17 protein-coding genes are annotated in these 22,093 nt (G+C 43.9%); 6 read left to right on the plus strand and 11 right to left on the minus strand.

What is annotated here, in order from left to right:
* Positions 1 to 31 precede the first annotated feature (31 nt).
* Together AC1DV1_RS08220 and AC1DV1_RS08225 are read left to right on the plus strand one after the other, a co-directional pair.
* Complete coding sequence (locus AC1DV1_RS08220) at positions 32 to 583, plus strand: hypothetical protein (RefSeq protein WP_477357398.1); 552 nt, start codon at positions 32 to 34, stop codon at positions 581 to 583.
* 103 nt (positions 584 to 686) lie between these two features.
* Positions 687 to 2,867, plus strand: a complete 2,181-nt coding sequence (locus AC1DV1_RS08225; RefSeq protein ID WP_477357400.1) for a TonB-dependent receptor family protein — start codon at positions 687 to 689, stop codon at positions 2,865 to 2,867.
* Between the two features lie 57 nt (positions 2,868 to 2,924).
* Here AC1DV1_RS08225 and AC1DV1_RS08230 read toward each other — a convergent pair whose 3' ends face one another.
* Together AC1DV1_RS08230 and AC1DV1_RS08235 are read right to left on the minus strand one after the other, a co-directional pair.
* Positions 2,925 to 3,293, minus strand: coding sequence for a response regulator (locus AC1DV1_RS08230; RefSeq protein ID WP_477357402.1), 369 nt, complete (start codon positions 3,291 to 3,293; stop codon positions 2,925 to 2,927).
* 165 nt (positions 3,294 to 3,458) lie between these two features.
* The gene (locus tag AC1DV1_RS08235) at positions 3,459 to 4,031 is read right to left on the minus strand and encodes a thymidine kinase (protein WP_477357404.1); all 573 of its coding nucleotides are present in this window, start codon (positions 4,029 to 4,031) and stop codon (positions 3,459 to 3,461) included.
* Positions 4,032 to 4,303: 272 nt separating this feature from the next.
* On the opposite strand from AC1DV1_RS08235, the gene AC1DV1_RS08240 reads away from it, so the two are divergent.
* Positions 4,304 to 5,317 (plus strand): hypothetical protein, encoded by a 1,014-nt coding sequence (locus AC1DV1_RS08240; RefSeq protein ID WP_477357406.1) that lies wholly within the window; start codon positions 4,304 to 4,306, stop codon positions 5,315 to 5,317.
* A 96-nt stretch (positions 5,318 to 5,413) separates the two neighbouring features.
* Here the strand turns inward: AC1DV1_RS08240 and AC1DV1_RS08245 are convergent, their stop codons facing one another.
* Positions 5,414 to 7,993, minus strand: a complete 2,580-nt coding sequence (locus AC1DV1_RS08245; RefSeq protein WP_477357408.1) for a family 20 glycosylhydrolase — start codon at positions 7,991 to 7,993, stop codon at positions 5,414 to 5,416.
* A gap of 219 nt (positions 7,994 to 8,212) precedes the next feature.
* Positions 8,213 to 9,139 carry a cobalamin-binding protein gene (locus AC1DV1_RS08250; RefSeq protein WP_477357410.1) on the minus strand — a complete coding sequence of 309 codons (927 nt, stop codon included), beginning with the start codon at positions 9,137 to 9,139 and terminating at the stop codon, positions 8,213 to 8,215.
* Between the two features lie 203 nt (positions 9,140 to 9,342).
* On the opposite strand from AC1DV1_RS08250, the gene AC1DV1_RS08255 reads away from it, so the two are divergent.
* Complete coding sequence (locus AC1DV1_RS08255) at positions 9,343 to 9,966, plus strand: LysE family transporter (protein WP_477357412.1); 624 nt, start codon at positions 9,343 to 9,345, stop codon at positions 9,964 to 9,966.
* Positions 9,967 to 10,125: 159 nt separating this feature from the next.
* On the opposite strand, the gene AC1DV1_RS08260 is transcribed toward AC1DV1_RS08255, so the two are convergent.
* On the minus strand, positions 10,126 to 11,370 hold the full coding sequence (locus AC1DV1_RS08260; RefSeq protein WP_477357414.1) for an aminotransferase class I/II-fold pyridoxal phosphate-dependent enzyme: 1,245 nt from the start codon (positions 11,368 to 11,370) through the stop codon (positions 10,126 to 10,128).
* A 353-nt stretch (positions 11,371 to 11,723) separates the two neighbouring features.
* On the opposite strand from AC1DV1_RS08260, the gene AC1DV1_RS08265 reads away from it, so the two are divergent.
* Positions 11,724 to 13,358 (plus strand): hypothetical protein, encoded by a 1,635-nt coding sequence (locus AC1DV1_RS08265; RefSeq protein WP_477357416.1) that lies wholly within the window; start codon positions 11,724 to 11,726, stop codon positions 13,356 to 13,358.
* 14 nt (positions 13,359 to 13,372) lie between these two features.
* Complete coding sequence (locus AC1DV1_RS08270) at positions 13,373 to 14,173, plus strand: hypothetical protein (protein ID WP_477357418.1); 801 nt, start codon at positions 13,373 to 13,375, stop codon at positions 14,171 to 14,173.
* 105 nt (positions 14,174 to 14,278) lie between these two features.
* Here the strand turns inward: AC1DV1_RS08270 and ftsZ are convergent, their stop codons facing one another.
* The 6 genes from ftsZ to AC1DV1_RS08300 form a co-directional block, all read right to left on the minus strand.
* Positions 14,279 to 15,889, minus strand: coding sequence for a cell division protein FtsZ (gene ftsZ / locus AC1DV1_RS08275; protein ID WP_477357420.1), 1,611 nt, complete (start codon positions 15,887 to 15,889; stop codon positions 14,279 to 14,281).
* Positions 15,890 to 16,016: 127 nt separating this feature from the next.
* The gene (gene ftsA / locus AC1DV1_RS08280; protein WP_147056140.1) at positions 16,017 to 17,357 is read right to left on the minus strand and encodes a cell division protein FtsA; all 1,341 of its coding nucleotides are present in this window, start codon (positions 17,355 to 17,357) and stop codon (positions 16,017 to 16,019) included.
* Position 17,358: 1 nt separating this feature from the next.
* Positions 17,359 to 18,219, minus strand: a complete 861-nt coding sequence (locus AC1DV1_RS08285; protein ID WP_477357422.1) for a cell division protein FtsQ/DivIB — start codon at positions 18,217 to 18,219, stop codon at positions 17,359 to 17,361.
* On the minus strand, positions 18,212 to 19,570 hold the full coding sequence (gene murC / locus AC1DV1_RS08290) for a UDP-N-acetylmuramate--L-alanine ligase (RefSeq protein WP_477357424.1): 1,359 nt from the start codon (positions 19,568 to 19,570) through the stop codon (positions 18,212 to 18,214). Before murC ends, AC1DV1_RS08285 begins: the two co-directional genes overlap by 8 nt.
* A gap of 61 nt (positions 19,571 to 19,631) precedes the next feature.
* The gene (gene murG, locus AC1DV1_RS08295; protein WP_477357426.1) at positions 19,632 to 20,795 is read right to left on the minus strand and encodes an undecaprenyldiphospho-muramoylpentapeptide beta-N-acetylglucosaminyltransferase; all 1,164 of its coding nucleotides are present in this window, start codon (positions 20,793 to 20,795) and stop codon (positions 19,632 to 19,634) included.
* Between the two features lie 48 nt (positions 20,796 to 20,843).
* Positions 20,844 to 21,989, minus strand: a complete 1,146-nt coding sequence (locus AC1DV1_RS08300) for an FtsW/RodA/SpoVE family cell cycle protein (protein WP_090652420.1) — start codon at positions 21,987 to 21,989, stop codon at positions 20,844 to 20,846.
* Positions 21,990 to 22,093: the final 104 nt, after the last annotated feature.

A 22,093-nucleotide genomic window follows, 5' to 3' on the forward strand; every position in this document is an offset into this window, starting at 1 on the left:
TGCTTAGCATTGCCCTTATTTAGAATCATTCTTGAAAAGAGCGTTTGCCATCGTATTACTCATTGCCCACCTTTTTAATTTAGGGGGATACATGCTGCTGAGCCAATACCTGGTTTATCGCTCGGATAAGTTTGCCAGCGAACAGATAAGCAAAGGCAGGTATGATACCGCAAACCTCATCGAAATAAAAATTCCGCAGCACCTGCCTGGTATCAGCAATTGGAAATCATACATCAGGGTATCGGGGCAAATTCAACTGGAGGGTGTTGCTTATAACTATGTGAAACTTAAAGTAACGCGCGATACCGTATTTGTGCAATGTATACCCAATTACCAAACCACCAAACTGCTAAGCCAGAATGTGATTTATGCCAGGCAACTGAGCGATATCCCGGTGAGCAAAAAAGCGCACGAATCGTCGGGCAAAAGAACCGGGGTGGATAATAAATATAATCACCCGATAATAGCCTATAGGTTTACGCCCGGTGTATCGGCGGTTAAAAAGCCTCGCGGGGTTATTTTCATCAAGATAAATCCACCATTAATTTCGGTTAGTGCCCGGCCGCCCGAGCTTATAAGTTAGTAAGCAATATATTATTTATCAATAACAACATTAATAGCTGCATAACAGGCCTGGGTATTTTACCCGTGGGCTGGTTATGTGCATATATCATCAATTTAAACTCATGAATAATTTTTATAAAATAACACCATTTATACTAATCATCGTGGCATCCGGCTATGCCCATGCGCAAAAAAGCACTAAAGATACGCTGCACCTGGATAGTGTGATAATTAAAGAAAGCAGGGCAAAATACCTGCCCAATGTACAGGGCACTTATATTTTCGCCGGCAAACGCACCCATTTAATTTATCCCGATGCCGGCAAAACAAACCTGGCCAATAATACTGCCCGAATGCTGTTTGCCAAAGTACCTGGCCTAAATGTTTGGGAAATGGATGGCGCCGGTTTGCAATTGAACATAGGCAACCGGGGTACCGATCCGCACCGGTCTATCGAGATGAACATGCGGCAAAACGGATACAATACCAACTCCGACGCGTTTGGGTACCCGGAAAACCATTATAACGTACCCTTCCAGGCCATTGGCGAGGTACAGTTTGTACGGGGCTCGGCCGCTTTACAGTTTGGGCCCCAGTTTGGCGGCATGGTAAACTACAAAATTAAAGAGGGCGACAGCACCAAGGTTTTTGGCTTCGAAAGCGAACAAACCGCCGGTTCAAATAATTTTTTCAACTCATACAACGCCGTTGGCGGTAAAGTTGGCAAACTAAGCTACTACGCGTTTTACTCCACCCGCCGGGGCGATGGCTGGCGGCCTAACGCGGCTTTTGCTTACCACTCGTACTATGCCAATATCAAATACCAGTTTAATAGCAAAGGCAGCATAGCATTGCAGTTTTCACGATCAGATTATGTGCAGCAAATAGCGGGCGGCTTAACAGATGCTCAATTTGCGGCTGATAACCGGCAGTCATTCAGGGCAAGAAACTTTTTCAACCCCGAAATTAATATCCCGGCATTGTTATTCAATTACGCGTTTAACAGCAATACCCGGTTAGAGATTACATCGCATGTGGTATTTGGCCAGCGTAACAGCGTGCAGTTTATCAATACACCTAACATTAAAGACACCGTTAACACCAGCCTGAAAACTTTTAACCCACGCCAGGTAGACAGGGATTATTATGCAGGCTTTACCACCGAAGCGCGTTTACTGCATACCTACAAATTGGGCTACCTTAAAAGTACCTTTACCACCGGGGTAAGATATTTTGAAGAAACCACCAAACGCAAGCAAAAAGGAGTAGGTACCATCGCCTCCGATTTTGATTTAACACTGGTTAAACCTTACGGAATAGATTTAAGGCTGCACTCCATCAACTATGCAGCCTTCGCCGAGAATATTTTCCAGGTTACGCCACAATTTACGGTAACGCCAGGAGTACGGTACGAGGTTATCAAATCAACCACCTCGGGCGTTATCAGTAATGCTACCTTCCCCATTGGCTACAAAGGGAACCGCAGCTTCCCGCTGTTTGGCACAGGGTTACAGTACCAGTTCGGCAATGGCAGCCAGTTGTACGGCAATATTTCGCAGGCTTACCGCCCCTACCTGTATGCAGCCGTTACTCCTGCCGATAACCTGACAGTTATTGACCCTAACATTAAAGATAGCCGGGGATATGATATAGATATGGGTTACCGCGGCAACATCGGCACCATATTTAGTTATGACATCAATGGTTTTTATGTGCGCTACAACAACCGGGCAGGCACGCTCACCCAAACCGACGCTCAAAATGTAAGCCATTTGTATTTAACTAATATTGGCAATGGCGTGGCCAAGGGGGTCGAGGCTTATACCGAAGTATCATTACTCCGCTCGTTTGATACCCGTGCCGGCAGCGATATCCGCTTGTTCAACTCGCTGGCTTATACACACGGTCGCTACATCACCGGGGCAATTAACCAGGCAGGTAAAAATATTAGCCTGGTGGGCAACCACCTTGAAAATGTGCCCGATTGGATAAACCGTACCGGCCTCACCTTTTTAAGCGGGCCGGTGAGCAGCACCCTGCARTTGAGCTATACCAGCAAAAGCTACAGCGACGCCAATAATACGGTATTCAACTCGACCGGCGCTACAGGAATAGTACCCGCTTATCATGTGGCCGACTGGGCATTCAACTACTGCTTCATGAAAAACTACCACATCAGCGCCGGTATCAATAACCTTTTTAATGCCCAATATTATACCCGGCGTATTAACATGTACCCCGGGCCGGGTATTTTACCGGCAGATGGCCGAATATTTAATGTAGGCTTTGGGATTAAGCTGTAAATAAAAAAGGCCTTCCGGGATTATCTGGAAGGCCTTTTTGTTTAAACGTTTTACAAATTATTCTAAATACTTTTTCACTATTCCGGTTAGCTCGGTTAAATCGAATGGTTTTTTCAAATAACCGTTGGCGCTTCCGGCTTTGGTAATTTCTTCAATATTGTTTACGGCCGATATCATGACAACCGGTATATGGCTTGTGGTTGGGTCGCTTTTAAGTCCTTTGCTTATTTCCTGGCCGCTGGCATCGCTTTTCCAGTCGGTAAGCCAGTTATCCAGCAAGATAAGGTCAGGGTTTATTTCTAAAAGCTTTTTTAATATCCGGGCATTGTCCGAGGCTACAACTTCGTAACCCTCCTCTTCCAGAACGTACACTATAGTATCCCTGATGTCTTTATCATCTTCGATCACTAAAATTTTCTTAGCCATAAGGTATTGATAGTTAATACCGAATATAGTTAACTTTAATTAAAAATTATAAAAATTTCCTATAATTCATTTTAAAATTAAACAGGTCCGGTGTTATAATAACAAACAGACCACTTTTTGTTTTGGCAATTAAGCTGATACAGGAAAATATTTTCGGCTATTACCTTAGCTATTATAGCAAATGCGGCAGCGGGGTTCGTAGCTTTCTTTCTCGCCCAACAGGATGCGGGCATTATCGGGTACAAGGCGATAGGAATACATAGCTGGGTTGCCGCACTGCACGCAAACGGCATGCAGCTTGGTAACCGATTCGGCAATGGCCATAATGGCTGGCATAGGGCCAAAAGGGCGGCCCTTAAAATCCATGTCTAACCCGGCAACTATTACACGAATCCCCCGGTTAGCCAGTATGGTACATACTTCGGGCAACTGATCATCAAAAAATTGAGCTTCGTCTACTCCTATCACGTGGGCATCATTGGTGAGCAATAATATAGCCGAAGCACTATCAACCGGTGTTGAGCTAAACCTGTTGGCATTGTGCGAAACGATGGCATCTTCGCTGTAACGCGTATCTGATTTAGGGCTAAATATCTCCACTTTTAGTTTAGCGATGCGCGCACGGTTTAACCTACGGATAAGTTCTTCGGTTTTACCCGAAAACATAGATCCGCATACCAGTTCAATACTGCCACCTGATTCGCTTTTACGCCTGAAAACATCTTCGTGGTAAACCATTCTTTAAATAAATTCTAATCCTAAACTCTAAATTCTAAAAACCAAGCTCTAAATCCTAAATCCCAAACTCTAAATTTCAAAAACCTGGTGTAATTGCCAAATTTGATGTTAGATTCTTGACTCCTTAACCCGAAAAGAAAAAAAGGAAGATGTAAAACAAAGCAACTGATATTCATATTGTAACTACAGCATACAACGTGTATAGTATAGCACGGCGCCAAATATCAGAATTTTATCCTATTTTTGGTAAGCATTTTCCCAACATTGAAGCCATGAAGCAAATGGATATTTTTAAAAAGATTGGTGGTATTTTACAGGAGCTTAATGACCAATATGATTACCTGAAAGCCGAAAGCAGCGATTTGAATGAACTTGAACTGGAGCTTTTTGTAGCCAATGCCCATTTTTTAAAAGATCATGCCGAAATATTGCGCAAAATACATGAGCGCAAAACCACACCGGCCGAGAAACCGGAGCCTGTTGCCATTAAGCCGGAACCAGTAATTGAAAAACCCAGGCCGGCGGTTACAACAACACCGGCATCAAGACCAGAGCCCTTGCATGAGCGCCGCTTTTTTGAGCCTGTAGTTCAGCAAAAACCGGTAGTTGAAAATAGGCTGGAATTAAGTAAAGAAGCCGAAACGCCTGTTCACGTGCCTTATAATCCGGTAAAACCCGAAATAGAATTGCCTACTGCCGCTAACGATGAACCGATCGGGTTTATCGACACCGAAGCGGATAACACCATAGATTCATTTGAAGCAGAACAGCCCGAAATATTAAAACAAGAATTAGTTTTGGATGAGGCCGAAGAATCTGAAGCGGATTTTAAAGATGCCGAACCCGTAACGCAGATTGAAGAACCGATAGTAGTAAGTGCTCCCCCCGTTGAAAAACCGGCACCTGCGCCACAGCCCGAATTGTTTAAACCGATGGTGGCTAAAACTGAAACAGCTAAAGAAGAAATCCTCACCTTTAACCAAAAGATGTCGGCCCAGAAAACCGAACGGGACAACGGTTTATCGGCACATGTAAATGCATTGCCTGTTACCGACCTGAAATCGGCCATAAACCTGAACGATAAATTACTTTATATTAAAGACTTATTTAACGGTTACAGCCTGGCCTACAGCGAAGCGATTGAAATAGTAAACCGCTTTAACACTTACGAAGAGGCCGAGCGCTTCCTGAAAACCAATTACGTTGCCAAAAACAACTGGGAAAGCAAAGCTGCCACAGCCGAGAAATTTTATGCTCTTTTAAGAAGAAGGTATCCTGCGGTTTAGTCATTAGTGGCAAAAAAAATCCGCAGTCAATTGTTTGATCTGCGGATTTTTTTTGTTTTTATTTTGACTTTCGACTCAGGGCTTCGGACTTTCGACTTACAACGTCGATCCTTGTTTTTTTCCTTCTGTCGCCTCACCGCCTGTTGCTATGTTACCTCCCCTGCCTTTTGGGTCAAAGGCGCGGAATTTAATTTCGCCTCCTTTATAATCAACCGGTGCAGTATATACTTTGCTGTTAGCATCAGGGTCTTTACCGTTGGTGGTGTAACGGATGGTTAGGCCCGGAAATTCGATATTGCTGGCGTACTTACCATCCTGCAAGCTGATGCCTGGCTTAGGCACGCGGTAATTATAGCCGCCATTATAATAACTTAGGCGGGGTAACTCCCGTTTACCCAATACATTCAAAAATGTCGACCACGCTAAATCGTACTCTTGCTTTGCTTTTATGGGGTCTTTTTCGGTAGCCCAGGCCGGGTCTGTCGCCCAGGCGCGCTCGGCCAGGCCAAACAGGCGGGGGAATATCATGTAATCCATACGCTCGGGCCCTTTAACTGTTTCGGCCCATAGCGCGCCCTGTAAACCAATAATGTTGGATTTACCATAATCGGTAAGGCGTTGCTTGCCTAAAAATATATTTTGATTTATGGGTGCCCCGTTCTTGTCAACATCTGCATTCTTAAAATAATCATATGGGATAAAGGAGTAAAATTTATCGATACCTAAAAACGCGCCCCAATAGTAGCCTGGTTCATCAAATGATTTGTAGTTGGCCATATCAAAGTACAAGTTGGTAACACAGGTAAGCACCACCTTGTAGCCGCCATTGGCCAGTTTGTAGGCCAGGTCTTCCTGTCCGCCACCTAACACGTTGTTCCATACATCGGCCTGCAGGTGCTCGCCGGTAAAATCGGGATTGGGCACATAGGTGTCGTTACCATCTATCTTTGTTTTGCGCAGGGCCATCTCTTCCCATCCCGCCAGGTGAATTCCTTTGACTTTTAGTATCTGGTTTACCCGGCCGTAAAAATAATACCATAAATCGCCTGTGTTTTGAATTTCGGGGTGGCTGACCTTTAGAGCCAGGTAGGCCGGCGATTTTTCCCAAACATGAGGTGGCACTTCATCGCCGCCAAAGTGAATACCGGGCAATGGCGCACCGGCTTCTTTGTAAATGGCTATCAAATCATCAACAACCCTTTCAACAAAAGTATAGGTTGATGGCAAGGATACGTTGATCACGTTATCATTCCAATATTGTACAGACCGGTATTCGGATTTATCGTCCAAATCGCGCAGTAAATATTTGGCGGCTTCGTCTTTTTTGCCTTCGGTCACCAGGCGGTCATAGCGGGCATCCATGGCTTTGATAGATGCACGGGCATGGCCGGGTGTTTCAATCTCGGGGATTACGATGATGTGCCTATCGGTAGCGTATTTTAATATTTCAATGTACTCCGCCTTAGTATAAAAACCCGAACCGTATGGATTATTTACATCAGGTCCCGAACCATGGGATGCAGGCAGATGATTTTTACTATCCAGCGTATGCCCGCGTTTTGAACCAACCGAAGTAAGTTCGGGCAATGATGGGATTTCAACTCGCCAGCCTTCATCATCCGTTAAATGCAGGTGCAAAACATTTAGCTTATAAAGGCTCATGGCCTCAATCAATTTAATAACCTGTTTCTGTGTTTGAAAGTTGCGGGCCACATCCAGCATCACGGCGCGGTGGGCAAAACGGGGAGCATCCTTTACATCCACACAAGGAATTTTAATACTCCTTTCGGTTTTAACCCATGCAGCGGGCGAAACCAGGTTTGTTAACGACTGGATGCCATAAAAGGCACCGGCAGCTGTAGAGGCGTTAATGACAACACCTTGTGCACTTACCTTAAGTTCATATCCTTCGGGAGCAATGCCATCAACTTTTTTTAATGCGATAACTGTACCCGCTGCGCCTGCCGAAACAGTTAACGGCCTGCCCAATATTTTACTAAAGCTGTTGGCCAGGTAAGCTGCTTCTTTGGCAAAGGCGCCATCGGCAACAACCGACGTTCTTCCGTCAACGGTAAACGTACCACCGGTTTCGGTATAGCTTACCGGCGTAGGCAATATTTTAGGCAATTGATCGGCAGGAATATCGGTAACCGTTTTATTCCTGTCGTAAACAATTTCGGGAGTAACCAGGCCTGCGTAGCTTGGTTTGTATGGCTTGATATCAAAAGAGCCAATACTGTAGCCTTGTTCGGGCTGCTCATCCCAGACCATATATATACCTTCGGGAGCATCGGTAACGTTTACCACAGGGTCGTCGTTTACGTATTCTATCCGGGCCGATTCGCCTGGTTTTAAATCTTTAAAACCAGCCGTTGGGGTAATGCTGTATAAATCGCCGTTTACCTGGTTTATTTTGGCGTTACCGCTTACCGCGCTCTCGGTAAAACCACGTCCCGAGTTAAAGTAAAACTTCCACCCGCCGGCCGGTAAGACGGTTTTACCACTATTGGTAATTACCAGTACGGTTAGCGCTTCATTTTTATTCTGATAATTGTTATCTATCACCTCCCAACTGATGCGCAGGTCGGCGGCATTAAATTTTACGCCATCCGTAGTTTTGAAAGCTGTACTCATAAAAAATGCTGCAAACAGCATCAGGATAAAGATTTTGCGCATAGTAGGATTATGTTAGATAATAAAGGGCAGCTAAATATAGGCAACTTTTTAAATAATTTTAATAAGTTGAAATATTATTATCTCTGTATTTTTCAAAACCTTCGCAAACTTTATGCTGTGTGTACCGGTACAGGTAAAATACCCTGGTACACGGTGGTACACCTCCACTATCAAAGTCATTGATTAAAATGTGCAACACTTTAAAATAAATCCGACAGCCTATACCCCAAACTTAATCCACCCTTCGCCCTCGTACCCAAAAGCAAATTGTTTTGGGCGGATGATTTCGGCCAGGATTTCAATAGAGTCCACAATCCGTGGGCCAGGGCGGTTAAAATACTGGTTGCCATCGGCTATGTACAATTGATTGTTTTTTACGGCCTTCAAATCGTCAAAGCCCGGTAACTGCATTAAAACATCAATCTCTTTTAAAGTACGCTCTATCGAAAAGCCGCAGGGCATCACTACTATTATTTCGGGGTTCTGTAGCCGGATATCGTCCCAGCTTACGTAGGGCGAATGCTTTCCGTCCTGTGCCAATACGGGGGTACCGCCGGCAATACTAACAAGGCCGGGCACCCAGTTACCGGATACCATCATAGGTTCAAGCCATTCAATACAGGCCAGAGTAGGCTTGCTATCGGCAAATTTCAATTTATGTTTAATAATATCTACCCGCTCATTTAACAGTTCCAGCAGTTCGGCGCCTGCCTGTGGTACGCCCAGGGCATCGGCAATAGTGGCTATATCGTTAAAAATATCGCCGAGGCTGTTTGGGCGCAAAGAAATTATCCGGGCTTTTTTATCAAGATAATTATCCAAAGCAAGTTCAACATCGGCCAATGATACGGCGCAAACCTCGCACTGATCCTGCGTAATTACTACATCAGGGGCCAGTTGTTTAATCACTTCGCGTTTAACGGTGTAAACGGATAAGGCATCGGCCAGTAATTCTTTCACCTTTACATCAATAGCGGCACTGCTTAATCCATCCGGGAAATTAGCCCCGGTACAAACCGGCAGCTGTTTTACAAATTCAGGATAATCGCATTCGTGCGATCGGCCCACCAGGTTATCCTGAAGCCCCAGGGCACATATTATTTCGGTAGCGGATGGAAGTAGGGAAACTATTTTATCAGTTGACATTGTTTTAGATGTGCAGATTATCGATGTGCAAATGTACGGAAGATGGATGGATTAGATGTGCAGATTTCAGATGTGCAGGTGTGCAGATGAAAAAATTGATTTGCAAAGATCAAATTAAAATTTGCACATTTGAAATCTGCACATCTGAAATCTGCACATCTATAATTTGCACATCTGCACATCTACACCCTATCTTTGTGCCAATGATATTTCTTACCTTTTTTATCGGGCTTATCGCCAATTTTATTGGTTACATCCCGCCCGGTAACATCAACCTGGCACTTTTGCAACTTACTATAAACCGCGGCATGAAAGAAGCCATGCGCTTTATTATAGCTTTCTCGTGTGTAGAATTTTTTTTTACGTACTTTATTATGCACGCTGCCAACTGGCTGTCAAGCCAGATGCATTTAAGCGTAATTATAGACTGGATAATGGTTGTTTTATTTGCTGTTATGGGGGCAATTACCTGGGCCAACCGTAAAAAACCACCAGAACCCCGCAAGTCGGAACATGATAGTATTAAGTATGGCATTTTGTTGGGTTTTTTAAACCCTGTACAGGTGCCGTTTTGGATGATAACCGGCACCTACCTTATTACACATGAATGGATCCTTACCGGCAAAGTTGCTTTGGTGATATTTAGTATTGGCTCGGCAGCTGGTGCTTTTTTATGCCTCTTTTTGTATGCGGAGTTTGCCCGGTACATGCAAAGCAAATTTGCCCTTAGCAACCGGTTAATCAATACAGGCATTGCCATACTATTTTTCGCGTTTGCAGCCTATCATATTGTAAAACAGGTGTATCTGACGTTTTTTAAGCACTAAGCTTTTGATTTGAGGATTTGAAAATTTGAAGATGAATGCCTGGTGACCACTAATTATTGGCGTAATAAAAAAGGCCTCATCACTGAAGCCTTCTAACTCATATTACATTTGAGGATTTCATTTTCAAATCCTCAAATTTTTAAATCTTCAAATTCAAGATTATGCTATCTCCAGCTTGTTCTCTTTATAATATCCGGCTTTTAGTTTTTCGCCCATTTCGCTGTAGGCGTTTAGGGTGCGCTCTACATCTTCTAAGGTGTGTACGGCAGTTGGGATAAGCCTTAATAATATTAATCCTTTAGGGATAACCGGGTAAATTACTATTGAGCAGAAGATGCCATAGTTTTCGCGCAGGTCGCGGGTAAGGCTGGTGGCTTCGTAAAGGTCGCCCTCTAAAAATACGGGGGTAACCATGGTATTGGTAACGCCCAGGTTAAAGCCGCGTTCTTTTAAGCCATTTTGCAGTGTTGTTGCTACAGTCCAGAGTTTTTCGCGTAGTTCAGGCTGCGATACCAACAGTTCAAAACGTTTTTTTAAGCCTAGCACCATTGGCATCGGCAAGGCCTTGGCAAACGTCTGCGAGCGCATGTTGTAACGTAGAAAGTGTACTATTTGCTCATCAGCCGCAACAAAAGCGCCTATACCTGCCATTGATTTGGCAAAGGTGGCAAAGTATACATCCACACCTTCAATAACATCCTGCTCCTCGTGCGTACCTGCGCCGGTTTTACCCATGGTACCAAAACCGTGCGCGTCATCAACTAATAAACGAAAATTGAACTCTTTTTTCAGATCTACTACTTCTTTCAGTTTACCTTGCGCACCCGACATACCAAAAACACCTTCGGTAATCAACAAAATACCACCGCCGGTTTGCTCGGTTAGTTTGGTAGCACGCTCCAGTTGCTTTCTGCAACTTTCAATATCATTATGCTGGTAAACAAAACGTTTGCCCATATGCAAACGAACGCCATCAATAATACAGGCATGCGATTCGGCATCATAAACTATAACATCGTTCCTGTCAACCAGGCTATCTATAATAGATACCATTCCCTGGTAACCATAGTTCAATAAAAACGCGGCTTCTTTACCTACAAACGCCGCCAGGTTATTCTCCAATTCTTCGTGGTGAATGGAGTTACCCGACATCATACGGGCTCCCATAGGGTAGGCCATGCCGTAATCGGCAGCGGCTTTGGCATCAGCTTCCCTTACTTCGGGATGATTGGCCAGGCCAAGGTAGTTATTAAGGCTCCAAACCAAATGCTCTTTCCCATTGAACTGCATATGCGGCCCAATTTCCCCTTCCAGTTTGGGAAATGAAAAATAACCATGTGACCATTTTTGGTGCTGACCCAGCGGCCCGCCCAAGCTTTTTGTTATTTTATCAAATAAATCCAAAATAATTTACCGTTAATCGTGAATAATATGCAAATATAGCTGTAAATAGAAGCCGATACAATAGCTATAACTTTTTAGAATAGCTTATAACTGGGTAGAGGTATCAAGTAGTAAGTATCAAGTAGTAAGATTTTTTCCTGGCACCAAGTTAATGACATCGAGGCATCAAAGTAGATTTTCATTTAACCAAAAAAGCCGATAGTAAGAATGGGCTATTACTTATAACGGCTTTGCGATTTTTATCTTGATACATGCGACTTACTACTTGATACTAATTGATACATTTATATCAATTAATCATCAATAGCAAATTTACCGTTCTTTCTGCATAAACCCTGAGCCAATTAGTTAATATGAATCCGTACAACCAAAATTTAAATAGCGCAGTTTGCGCTGTTTTGCAAACCCAGGCCCTGACATTAAAAACGCTTAAAGCACAGCATACCGCTTCCATGTTTACGTTATATTATACGCAAGGGGCAAAAATTGCAGCCACGCAAAATCTGGTATATGCTAAAAGCCAGTTAGCGACACACCATATACCTATAAAACAGCTGGCTAATAATGCAACTAACTTATCGGCCAATGTGTTGACAAGTGCCGATCAGGCAAATCAATATGTAAAACAGGCGGTTACAAACGGGGCGGTTGCCGCCGCAAATATACAAGTAGCGGCCAATGCCATTATCAGGCTCGCAAGCGATGCGGGATCGATTTTCAGTATTGTAAGCGCTGCAGACTTTGATTCAGAAATATACGAGTTGGCAAAAAAAATGCGCGAGCTGTTGAATGAAACCGCTTATGGTGCAGAACAATTAGCTGAGGATGCCATGGAGGCATCAATGAAAATAGCCGAAGTTTCCGCAGCCACAGTTTACGATGATGCAAAAAATGCAAATTTATCAGCAGGTAATTTGTTTAAAATAGTATCTGCCCACTTTGATGCTGCCCTACAAATAGTTAACGCTGTCAGTGATAGTCTAACTGCAGTGGATATCAGGGAGAATACTGCCGAAGGCAATTACACCGATATTGAAACCAGTGTAACAGCAGCGTTAGCAGCCTACACAAGCACTAACAACACCCTCAATCTTAATTTAAATGTAGTGGTAAATAATGTGCCGGGAGGATATTTCAGTATCTCGTTCACTCCCCTGCATAACCCATTTAAACACGACGTAGCCAACGTAAATCCCATTAAAGCGTACTTTATTTTATTGGTTAAAACTAGTAAGGCCATAGCTTTTAATATTATTCAGGCTCAACAACTGCACGCTATTAACGCACGATGCTGTGTCGCAGTTACCGAATCTGTAAGTGATAAAGTGCTTAGCCAGCAAATAAGTACAGGAACGGCCTGGGATGCCGACGATGAAGCCATCATTCCCGGCAACCAATACGTTGCCTTTATATTTGCCATATTCACAGATAGATATAAAAAGGAGCTGAATGCTTTCGATGATTTTCTTTCGGCTCCATCCGCTCCGTTTGCATATTCCATCCCTTTAAATACACCGGAAAACAGCAGCATATGGGTTGAAGATAATAATTCAAACATTATTGAAAACGCTGCCGATCTGCAAATATCGCAAGCAGTAAAATTTTCGCTGCCGGCCAATACACCCGGCTTAGCTGTAGAGTATCGCTGCATATTTTTAACTGTAAAAAAAGCCGGGAATGAAAAATTGAAAAAGAACACGTTCGGCTTTATATTTAACGATGTGCTCGCGGAGGCTATTGCATCCGGCAACTACGGCGTGGCAGTTCCTGCTACCGGCGCAACAAATGAAACAATTACCTACAACACGGCTATTACACCCGCCACTACCGACAACTTTGGAAACCGGTTAATTATTAACAATGAGTACGTGCCGGCAATATTGGCCGTTTACAGCGGAGGGGAAGCAGAGAAGCAAGCCTGGTATAAGCCAACACTGTCAGACTTTTATACCACAGCAAGCTTTAAGTATTTGGCAAGCCATAATTAACGTTAAGAAAAAAGATGAAAATACATTTAAGCCCTCATTCGCAAAAAAGTCACGGCGTTACCGAAGCGAAAAAAGCAGAATTAGACTCACTTACAAGCCAGGTACTTGATGCTCAATTAGCAGTTGATACCCACCAAGCAATAGTAAATTCAGTTGCTGCCAAGCAGGCTAATATACAAACATTGTTAAGTATTGCTGATAACAACAAAGTCGCGAGCTTAAACAATCGGAACCTTGTCGATGAGCTTGTACAAAAAGTTATTGAACTAAAGGCCAATTCTGCTATAGCTATGGCAGAAACGCAGACTGCAAACACTTGTACCGATAAGATAGCTACAGGGATAAAAACGTTAATTGACCGACTCATATATTCCGCGGAGATAGTTAATAAGCTATCTGCTTTAATCATCAGGAGAAAAGCCATAAATCCACTTGTATCGGATGATTTAATTACAATGGTGGGCACGGCGGGTAATAATGCCAATAACGCGATTTCGCTAACACTTGTAGCATTAACAACATCGTTTGCAGCGCAGGCGAGCAATACAGAAAGTTTGGCAGCTATGACACTGGTGTCTGCCAAGGCGAAACATTTCGCTGATTCCGTTTCCGTTACGCAATTACAAAGCTTACCATCGCTACTTCATGAAGTGTACAACGACAGTTGCCTGCAGTACGACCGTACTTTTAACGCACTTACAATAGTTACAAACCAGCTAAACCTAGCCCAGGCCCAATTAAATAAAGCACAAATCAACCTACAATCGCTTCAGGCAGGGCTGGCAGCTGCAAATGCAGCGGCGCTGGCATCATGACAAAGCCAACAGTTTTTTTAACTATATTAAAAAGAAAACGCCGCCATAAAGTAAATACTCTATAGCGGCGTTTTTATCTTGCTACTTGATTCCAACTACTTGATACTAATCTGCATTATCATGCAAAAACGAGTTATTTCTCCTTATCTCGGTGTTGCCTTCGTTATCGGGCATCAGGCTGAAACGGGAAATGGCGCTTTCGTCAGATTTTGGGGTATCCTGCAGGGCAACTTCTTTACGTTTGTAAGCAGGTACATTTTCCAGCTCCTGGATGTTGCCTGTACGTAGTTTCATGCTCAAATCTTTAAGGCGCATGATACGCTCGCGCGATTTTTTCAGCTGCTCCTCTATCGATTCATTTGTTTTATTATCATCAGCACCTGCAAGGGCTACCGGTTCCGGCTCAGGAACAGGAGTTGGCACAGGCTCGGGTTTGCGTGCTTCCTGTACAGGCGTACTGTAAGTTTCAGGCTCACTCATTTTAAAAGTGAATCCAGCCATATCCTGCTCGTTTTCTTCTTCCTGCTCCTCTTCGTGCAGGTTAAACTTAACTACATCGTCGTCCCTTTTTTCGGTGGCTCCAAACATATCAAACAAACCGGTTTGCTTAGGCTCCTCTTTGTGTTTAATATATGGCTGAGCAGGCGTGTTGGCCTTAACCGGGTTTATGAATTCATTTACAGGTTTTACCAACGGTGCGTTCTCGGGAACCAACATTGATACTATCTTTTTGTTGTTTTGCTCTTTTGCGCGCTCGTCCTGGGTTTGGAAACCTGTTGCTATAATGGTAACCGAAAGTTTATCTTCCAGGTTTTCGTCAACGCAGTTACCCCAAATCAGGTCGGCGGCCAAACCGGCTTCTTCCTGTATATAATCGGTAATAATGCTCACTTCATCCATGGTAACCTCTTTAAGGCCCGAGCTGATGTTAAGCAAAATGTAACGTGCACCTTCTATCTCATTATCTTTTAATAATGGCGATGCCAAAGCACCTTCAACCGCCTTTAAGGCGCGGCCTTCGCCTTCGGCGCTGCTGCTGCCCATGATACATACACCGCTATCTTTCATTACGGTGCGCACATCTTTAAAGTCGACGTTGATATAGCCCGGTAAGGTTATAATCTCGGCGATGCCTTTTGCAGCTGTGGTTAATATATCATCTGCCTGGCCAAAAGCCGAGCTCATGGTTAGGTTACCAAAAATCTGGCGCAGCCTGTCGTTCGAGATCACCAGGAACGAATCAACGTATTTACGCAGTTCTTCCATCCCGGCATCGGCCTGCATTTTGCGGCGTTTACCTTCAAAAGAGAATGGCGTAGTTATAATACCCACGGTTAATATATCCATTTCGCGGGCCGCTTTAGCAATAATAGGGCTTGCACCTGTACCGGTACCACCGCCCATACCTGCGGTAATAAACAGCATTTTGGTATTAACGCCCAGCATTTGTTTTATATCGTCGATATTTTCGATAGCCGAGTTTTTACCGACTTCGGGAATCGAACCGGCACCCATACCTTCGGTAAGGCTGGCACCCAATTGTACCTTGTTGGGTATAGGGCTAAGTTCCAGCGCCTGGGCATCTGTGTTACAAATTATAAAGTCGACACCGGTAATACCTTGCCTGTACATATGGTTCACCGCGTTGCCGCCACCACCGCCAACACCAATAACTTTGATGATTGACGATTTTTCTTTTAACATCTCAAACTGCATAATCTTCGTTTTCAGGTATATGTGATTTAACCACTATTTAGATTTTACCATCGTAATAATAATACTTTTTCAACAACAGTTTTCCACAAATGTCTACAATGTGGAAAAACTTAAGCGTTGTGTATAATTATTTCAAAAAGTCCTCATCATTTATATCATCCTTAATAAAGGTGATGCTTTTCTTTAACAACCTGTCAAATAAACCACCCTCTTTTCCTTTGCCCTCAAACTTGGGCTTCTGTGCTTTTTCAACCGGTACATCTACACTCATGTACTCTGTTTTCTGGATACCTTTTATCAAAAGGCCTATACCGGTAGCAAACGTTGGGCTTTGCAGCTCTTCGTAAATATTTTTTGGCAGCACTTCATTCTTGGCCAAATGCTCGGTAGGGTAGCCTACGCGGCAATCTAAACCGGTAACAAATTCTACCAATTGACGCAGGTGTTTAAGCTGCGCACCACCACCTGTAATTACTATACCGGCAATCAGTTTTTTCTCGTAGCCCGATGATTTAATCTCGTAATACACATGCTCCACAATTTCTTCCATGCGGGCCTGTATCACGTAAGCCAGGTTTTTAACGCTGATCTCTTTTGGTTCGCGGCCACGCAAGCCGGGTACACAAACAATCTCGTTTTCCTTGTTCTCATCTGCCAGGGCCGATCCAAACCTTACTTTCAACTGCTCGGCTATGTTGCGCATTACAGAGCAGCCTTCGCGGATATCTTCGGTTACGCTGTTACCACCAAAAGGGATAACGGCGGTATGGCGGATTATGCCTTCATGGAAAATGGCCACATCGGTAGTACCACCGCCAATATCAACCAACACTACACCGGCTTCTTTTTCCTCTTCGCTCAAAACAGATTCAGAAGATGCCAATGGCTCCAGTATCAGGTCCTGGCTATCCAGGTTGGCCTTGTTAACACATTTTACAATATTTTTAATAGCCGTAACCTGGCCGGATATGATGTGGAAGTTGGCTTCCAAACGTACGCCAGCCATGCCAATAGGATCTTTAATCCCCGGCTCGTTATCAACGGTAAATTCCTGCGGCAACACATGGATAATATCCTCGCCCGGAGGCATTACCAGGTTGTACATATCTTCAATCAGTTTATCAATATCCTTGCGGCTTATCTCCGATTGTAAATCGCGGCGGGTTATTAAGCCGCGGTGCTGTAAGCTTTTAATGTGCTGACCTGCGATACCAACAAATACCACTTTAATATCAACATTTGATTGCGCGCCGGCAATATCAACCGCCTGGGTAATACCCTGTACGGTTTTATCTATATTTGAAACCATCCCACGGGTTACGCCCGCAGATTCTGCTTTACCAATTCCTAATACCTCAATCTTCCCATTCTTGCTCCTGCGACCAACGATGACGCATATTTTAGTAGTCCCGATATCCAATCCTACTACAATTGGTGAACTTTTTTCTTGTGTTGAGCTTTTGTCCATATTACATTTTTATTTGAGATGTATCCTTTTTCATTTTAAGCGAGTCCAGCTTCAATGCTTTCATTTTAGCCGAATCTGCTTTAGTCAGTTCGTTTTTTACACCAATTACCTGGTTGGTGTATTTAATATTAATGGTGCGGTACTTATCCCAGCCCACGTGTGGCAGCACCTGTTTATAAAAGGCTTGCAGGTTCCTTAGTTTTACATTTAACGAGTCGGCATTACCTATCAAAATTCGCTGGCTGCCTACCCTTGGTATCAATTCAATCTCGCGGTCGGTATTCACATATATCTGCGCTATCTGTGCATCCCACAATGAATCCCTACGGATAAAATCGGCTGTTTTATATAAATCTTTTGCAAGCTGTGTATGCAATGAATCAACATGATTGGTAAACAACTCATCGATATAACCATTGGCAACCAATACCCTTGCGGTAAAGTTTGACGACAGCGGAATTTTTAACCCATGCTGATCGATATAAAAATCCATATCGTAATGGTTCATTACCCTTAATATGGGCTGGCGCTGGCTCACCTCAACCATCAACACCCCATCCATTTCGGTGTATACCTTTGCAAACTCAATAAATGGATTTGCCCTTAGTTTGTTTTCCAGGTCCTGGATATTAATATTTTCCAGCTTTTGCCCTAACAGCGTATGGCTGTTGGCTTGTAATATCTGGTCAACCTCCTGTTTATCTATAAAATACTGGTTGCCCGGAATGTTTACTTTTACAGCGGTACAAACCACCGATGCTTTTTTCGATTCGATAAAACCCATAAGCACCACAAGGCCACCCAGGCAAATTACCCAGGCAAATCCTATTAAAAGGCGCTTCCAAATGAGTTTTTTATCCATGCTGCATTACCTCCTTCAAGGGATGTACCAGTGTATCTATATCACCCGCGCCTACTGTTAACAGCAGTTCGGGTTTTTCATTTTTAATAGCGTCCAACGCTTCCTGTTTACTTAGTATGCGTTTATTGATCAACGACATTTTGTTAAGCAGCATGCCTGAAGTAACCCCTTCAATAGGCAACTCGCGGGCCGGGTAAATATCCAGCAGTATCAGCTCATCAACCATGCTCAGCACCTCGGCAAAACCATCGGCAAAATCGCGGGTGCGGGTGTACAGGTGAGGCTGAAAAATGGCGGTCAGCTTTTTATCGGGGTATAACCTTTTTACCGATGATATGGCCGCCCTCAATTCTTCGGGATGATGCGCGTAATCGTCAATATAAATATGCCCCGGTGTTTTCACGATGTACTCAAACCTGCGTTTAACACCGCGGAACGACCCAAGCGCATCTTTAATTGATTCGGCCGGGATATCCAATCTTAAAACAGCTTCGATAGCGGCAACAGCATTTTCGATATTGTGCGTACCTGCAATACCCATTTTTATATCGGGGATACTGATATCGGCATTGATAAAATCAAAGTAAAAGTCGCCACCCTCAATACGGATGTTTGCCGCATGTGCATCGGCCGTTGCATCTTCCAGGGCATAGGTATAGCCGGTATCTAAAGGCAGGCCTTTTTTGTGTACCAGTGTACCGCCGCTTTTTATCTGCGATGCAAATAGCTTAAACGATTCTGTTAAATGTTCATGATCGCCATAAATATCCAAATGATCGGCATCCATGGATGTGATGATGGCCACATCCGGGAACAGTGTTAAAAACGACCGGTCGTACTCATCAGCCTCAACAACCATTACATCGTTTTTGCCATACAGCACGTTGGTTTGGTAGTTGGATGATATGCCGCCCAAAAAAGCCGAACAATCATTACCCGATGCTTTTAACAAATGTGCCACCATGGTTGATGTGGTGGTTTTGCCATGTGTACCGGCAACGGCTATGGTGAACGAGCTTTTGCTGATTAAACCTAAAACCTGCGAACGTTTGAATAACTCAAATCCTTTATTTTTAAAATAGTTAAGTACCGCCGAATCCTTAGGGATGGCCGGTGTATAAATAATGAGTGTATCTGCAGATGGCGCCTGGAAGCTGATGGGGATACAATCGGCATTATCCTCAAAACAAATCTGGATACCCTCGTTGTGTAAATCGTTGGTGAGGTCGGTAACTGTTTTATCGTAACCGCAAACAATACAACCCAGATGCTGGAAATAGCGGGCCAGGCCGCTCATCCCGATGCCGCCTATGCCCACCAGGTAAACCCTTTGTATGTCGCGTAATTCCATTTTGATGTTTTTAAAAAAGGTCCTCCCCTTTTTGGGAGAAGGAGGACCATAACTTTAATTGTTATTTTATTATTTGTAAAAGCTCTTTAGCTATCACTTCATCGGCATTTGGCATAGCCATTTTACCTATGTTAGTGCTTAACTTTTTTTGTAATGATTTGTCGTTCAATAACTCAATCGCCCTATCCACCAATTTCGCTTCGGCATCCCTGTCGGCTACAAAAATGGCAGCGTCCTCCTGCACCAGTGCCAGCGCGTTCTTTGTTTGGTGGTCTTCGGCCACATTTGGCGATGGCACCAGGATAACCGGCTTTTTCACCACGCATAATTCGGCAATGGTGCCCGCCCCTGCTCTTGATATAATAACATCGGCAGCTGCGTAAGCCAAATCCATCCGGGTTAAAAACTCCCTTATCTTAACATCCGGGTGGTAATCTTCGCCCAGTTTTTCGATGATTGTTTTATAATAAAACTTACCGGTTTGCCAAATGATCTGCACGTCGGCAGCTATCAGCTTATCCAAACCAGCCATAATGCTGTTATTTAATGTACGTGCGCCAAGGCTGCCTCCGGTTATCAGTATAGTTTTTTTAAAGGTTGATAACTTGTACAACTCCAAAGCCTGCATGTGCTTACCGGCTATATTTACCGAATCTTTACGAATAGGGTTGCCTGTTTTGATGATTTTATCGGCAGGAAAAAACTGCTCCATATTATCAAAAGCCACACAAATTTTTTGTGCTCCTTTGCCCAGCCACTTATTGGTAATACCCGCATAGGAGTTTTGTTCCTGTATGAGGTATGGTATTTTTTTCATTGATGCCGCGTACAACAACGGCCCCGAGGCATAACCACCAACCCCAACGGCAGCATCAGGTTTAAAATCTTTTATAATTTGTAATGCCTTGCGTACGCTGCCTACCAGTTTAACCGGGAACATCACATTTTTCCAGATAGAATCGCGCTGAATGCCGCGGATATCCAGGCCGATGATCTTATACCCGGCAGCGGGTACCTTTTCCATCTCCATACGCCCAAGGGCTCCCACAAACAGGATCTCGGTTTTAGGGTCGATAGCCTTCAAAGCATTGGCAATAGCAATAGCCGGGAAGATGTGTCCTCCTGTTCCGCCACCGCTTATGATGATGCGCGGCGAAGCCCCCCCCGCCCCCTGAAGGGGGTGCTTTTGATTGGCGTCTTTTGCTTGTATGCTATCCTTTTTCATTTTATAAACTTCTTAAACTATTGTTCCCCCTTCAGGGGGTTAGGGGGCCTACGCTACGCTTATTTCCCCCACCACAACTTTCTTCGGTTCTTCAATATCCCTGCTTACTGATAATATGATGCCGAAGGCCACACTGGTGAACAACAGCGATGTACCACCCATACTTACAAAGGGCAACGGCACACCCGTTACCGGGCCAAGGCCTACTGCCACAGCCATATTGGCAAAGGCCTGTATTGCCAGGCTAAAACTTAAACCGCATGCCAGCAACGCGCCAAACGCCTTGGGCGCCTTGGTAATAATTTTTATACACCTGTACAACAAAAACAGGTAAATGCCTACCAGCGCGAAACCGCCTACCAGGCCGTACTCTTCAACAATGATGGCATAAATTTCGTCCGAGTATGATTCGGGAAGGTAATTCCGTTCGGTGCTGTTACCCGGGCCTTTACCAAAAAGGCCTCCGCTGGCGATGGCTATCTTTGCATGATCGGCCTGAAATGATTTATCTGTTTTGGTTGAATCGGGGTGCAGGAAAGTATTTACGCGCGAAACATAGGTATGCCGCCTTGGCCCCAAAAATATAACACCCAATAATAATATAAACCCTGCGCCGCATACAATAGCTATCTGCTTAATGCTGATACGGCCGATGATTAATAACAAGATACTAACGCCAAACAGCATCAACGCGGTTGATAAATTGGCTAAAGCGATCAATATAAAAACCAAACAAACGGAGCCCATGATAGGCAAAAATGATTCCTTTACATCTTTAATATTTTCCTGCTTACGCGATAAAGTACGCGCCAGGTAAGTAATCAGGGCTAACTTGGCCAAATCTGACGTCTGGAAGCTTAAACCAACAAGCGGGATATTAATCCAGCGGCTTGCGTTGTTGATATGGCTACCAAATACCAGGGTATAGATGAGTAACGGAATAGTCACGATCATCATGATTTTAGACAAGCCTGCATAATACCGGTAATCCAGCTTGTGCGAAATATACATCAGCATAATACCACCCACAACCATAGCCAGGTGCTTCATCAAAATCGACTCGACACCAACGCCACGTTTATAAGCAAGCGTACCCGTTGAGCTGTATACAGCCAACAAGGATATAACAGAAAGCAATATCACTATCAGCCATATCCACCGGTCGCCTTTTGTGTTGTTTAATATCCTATGCATTTTGCTTATGATTCCACTGATTTTTAGATTGATTTCATCGATTTAAGACAGCCCCAACGATTTTACCCGTTCACCATTTTCAAATCTTCAAATACTCAAATTTT

The organism is Mucilaginibacter sp. P4_D1 (genome assembly GCF_056401935.1).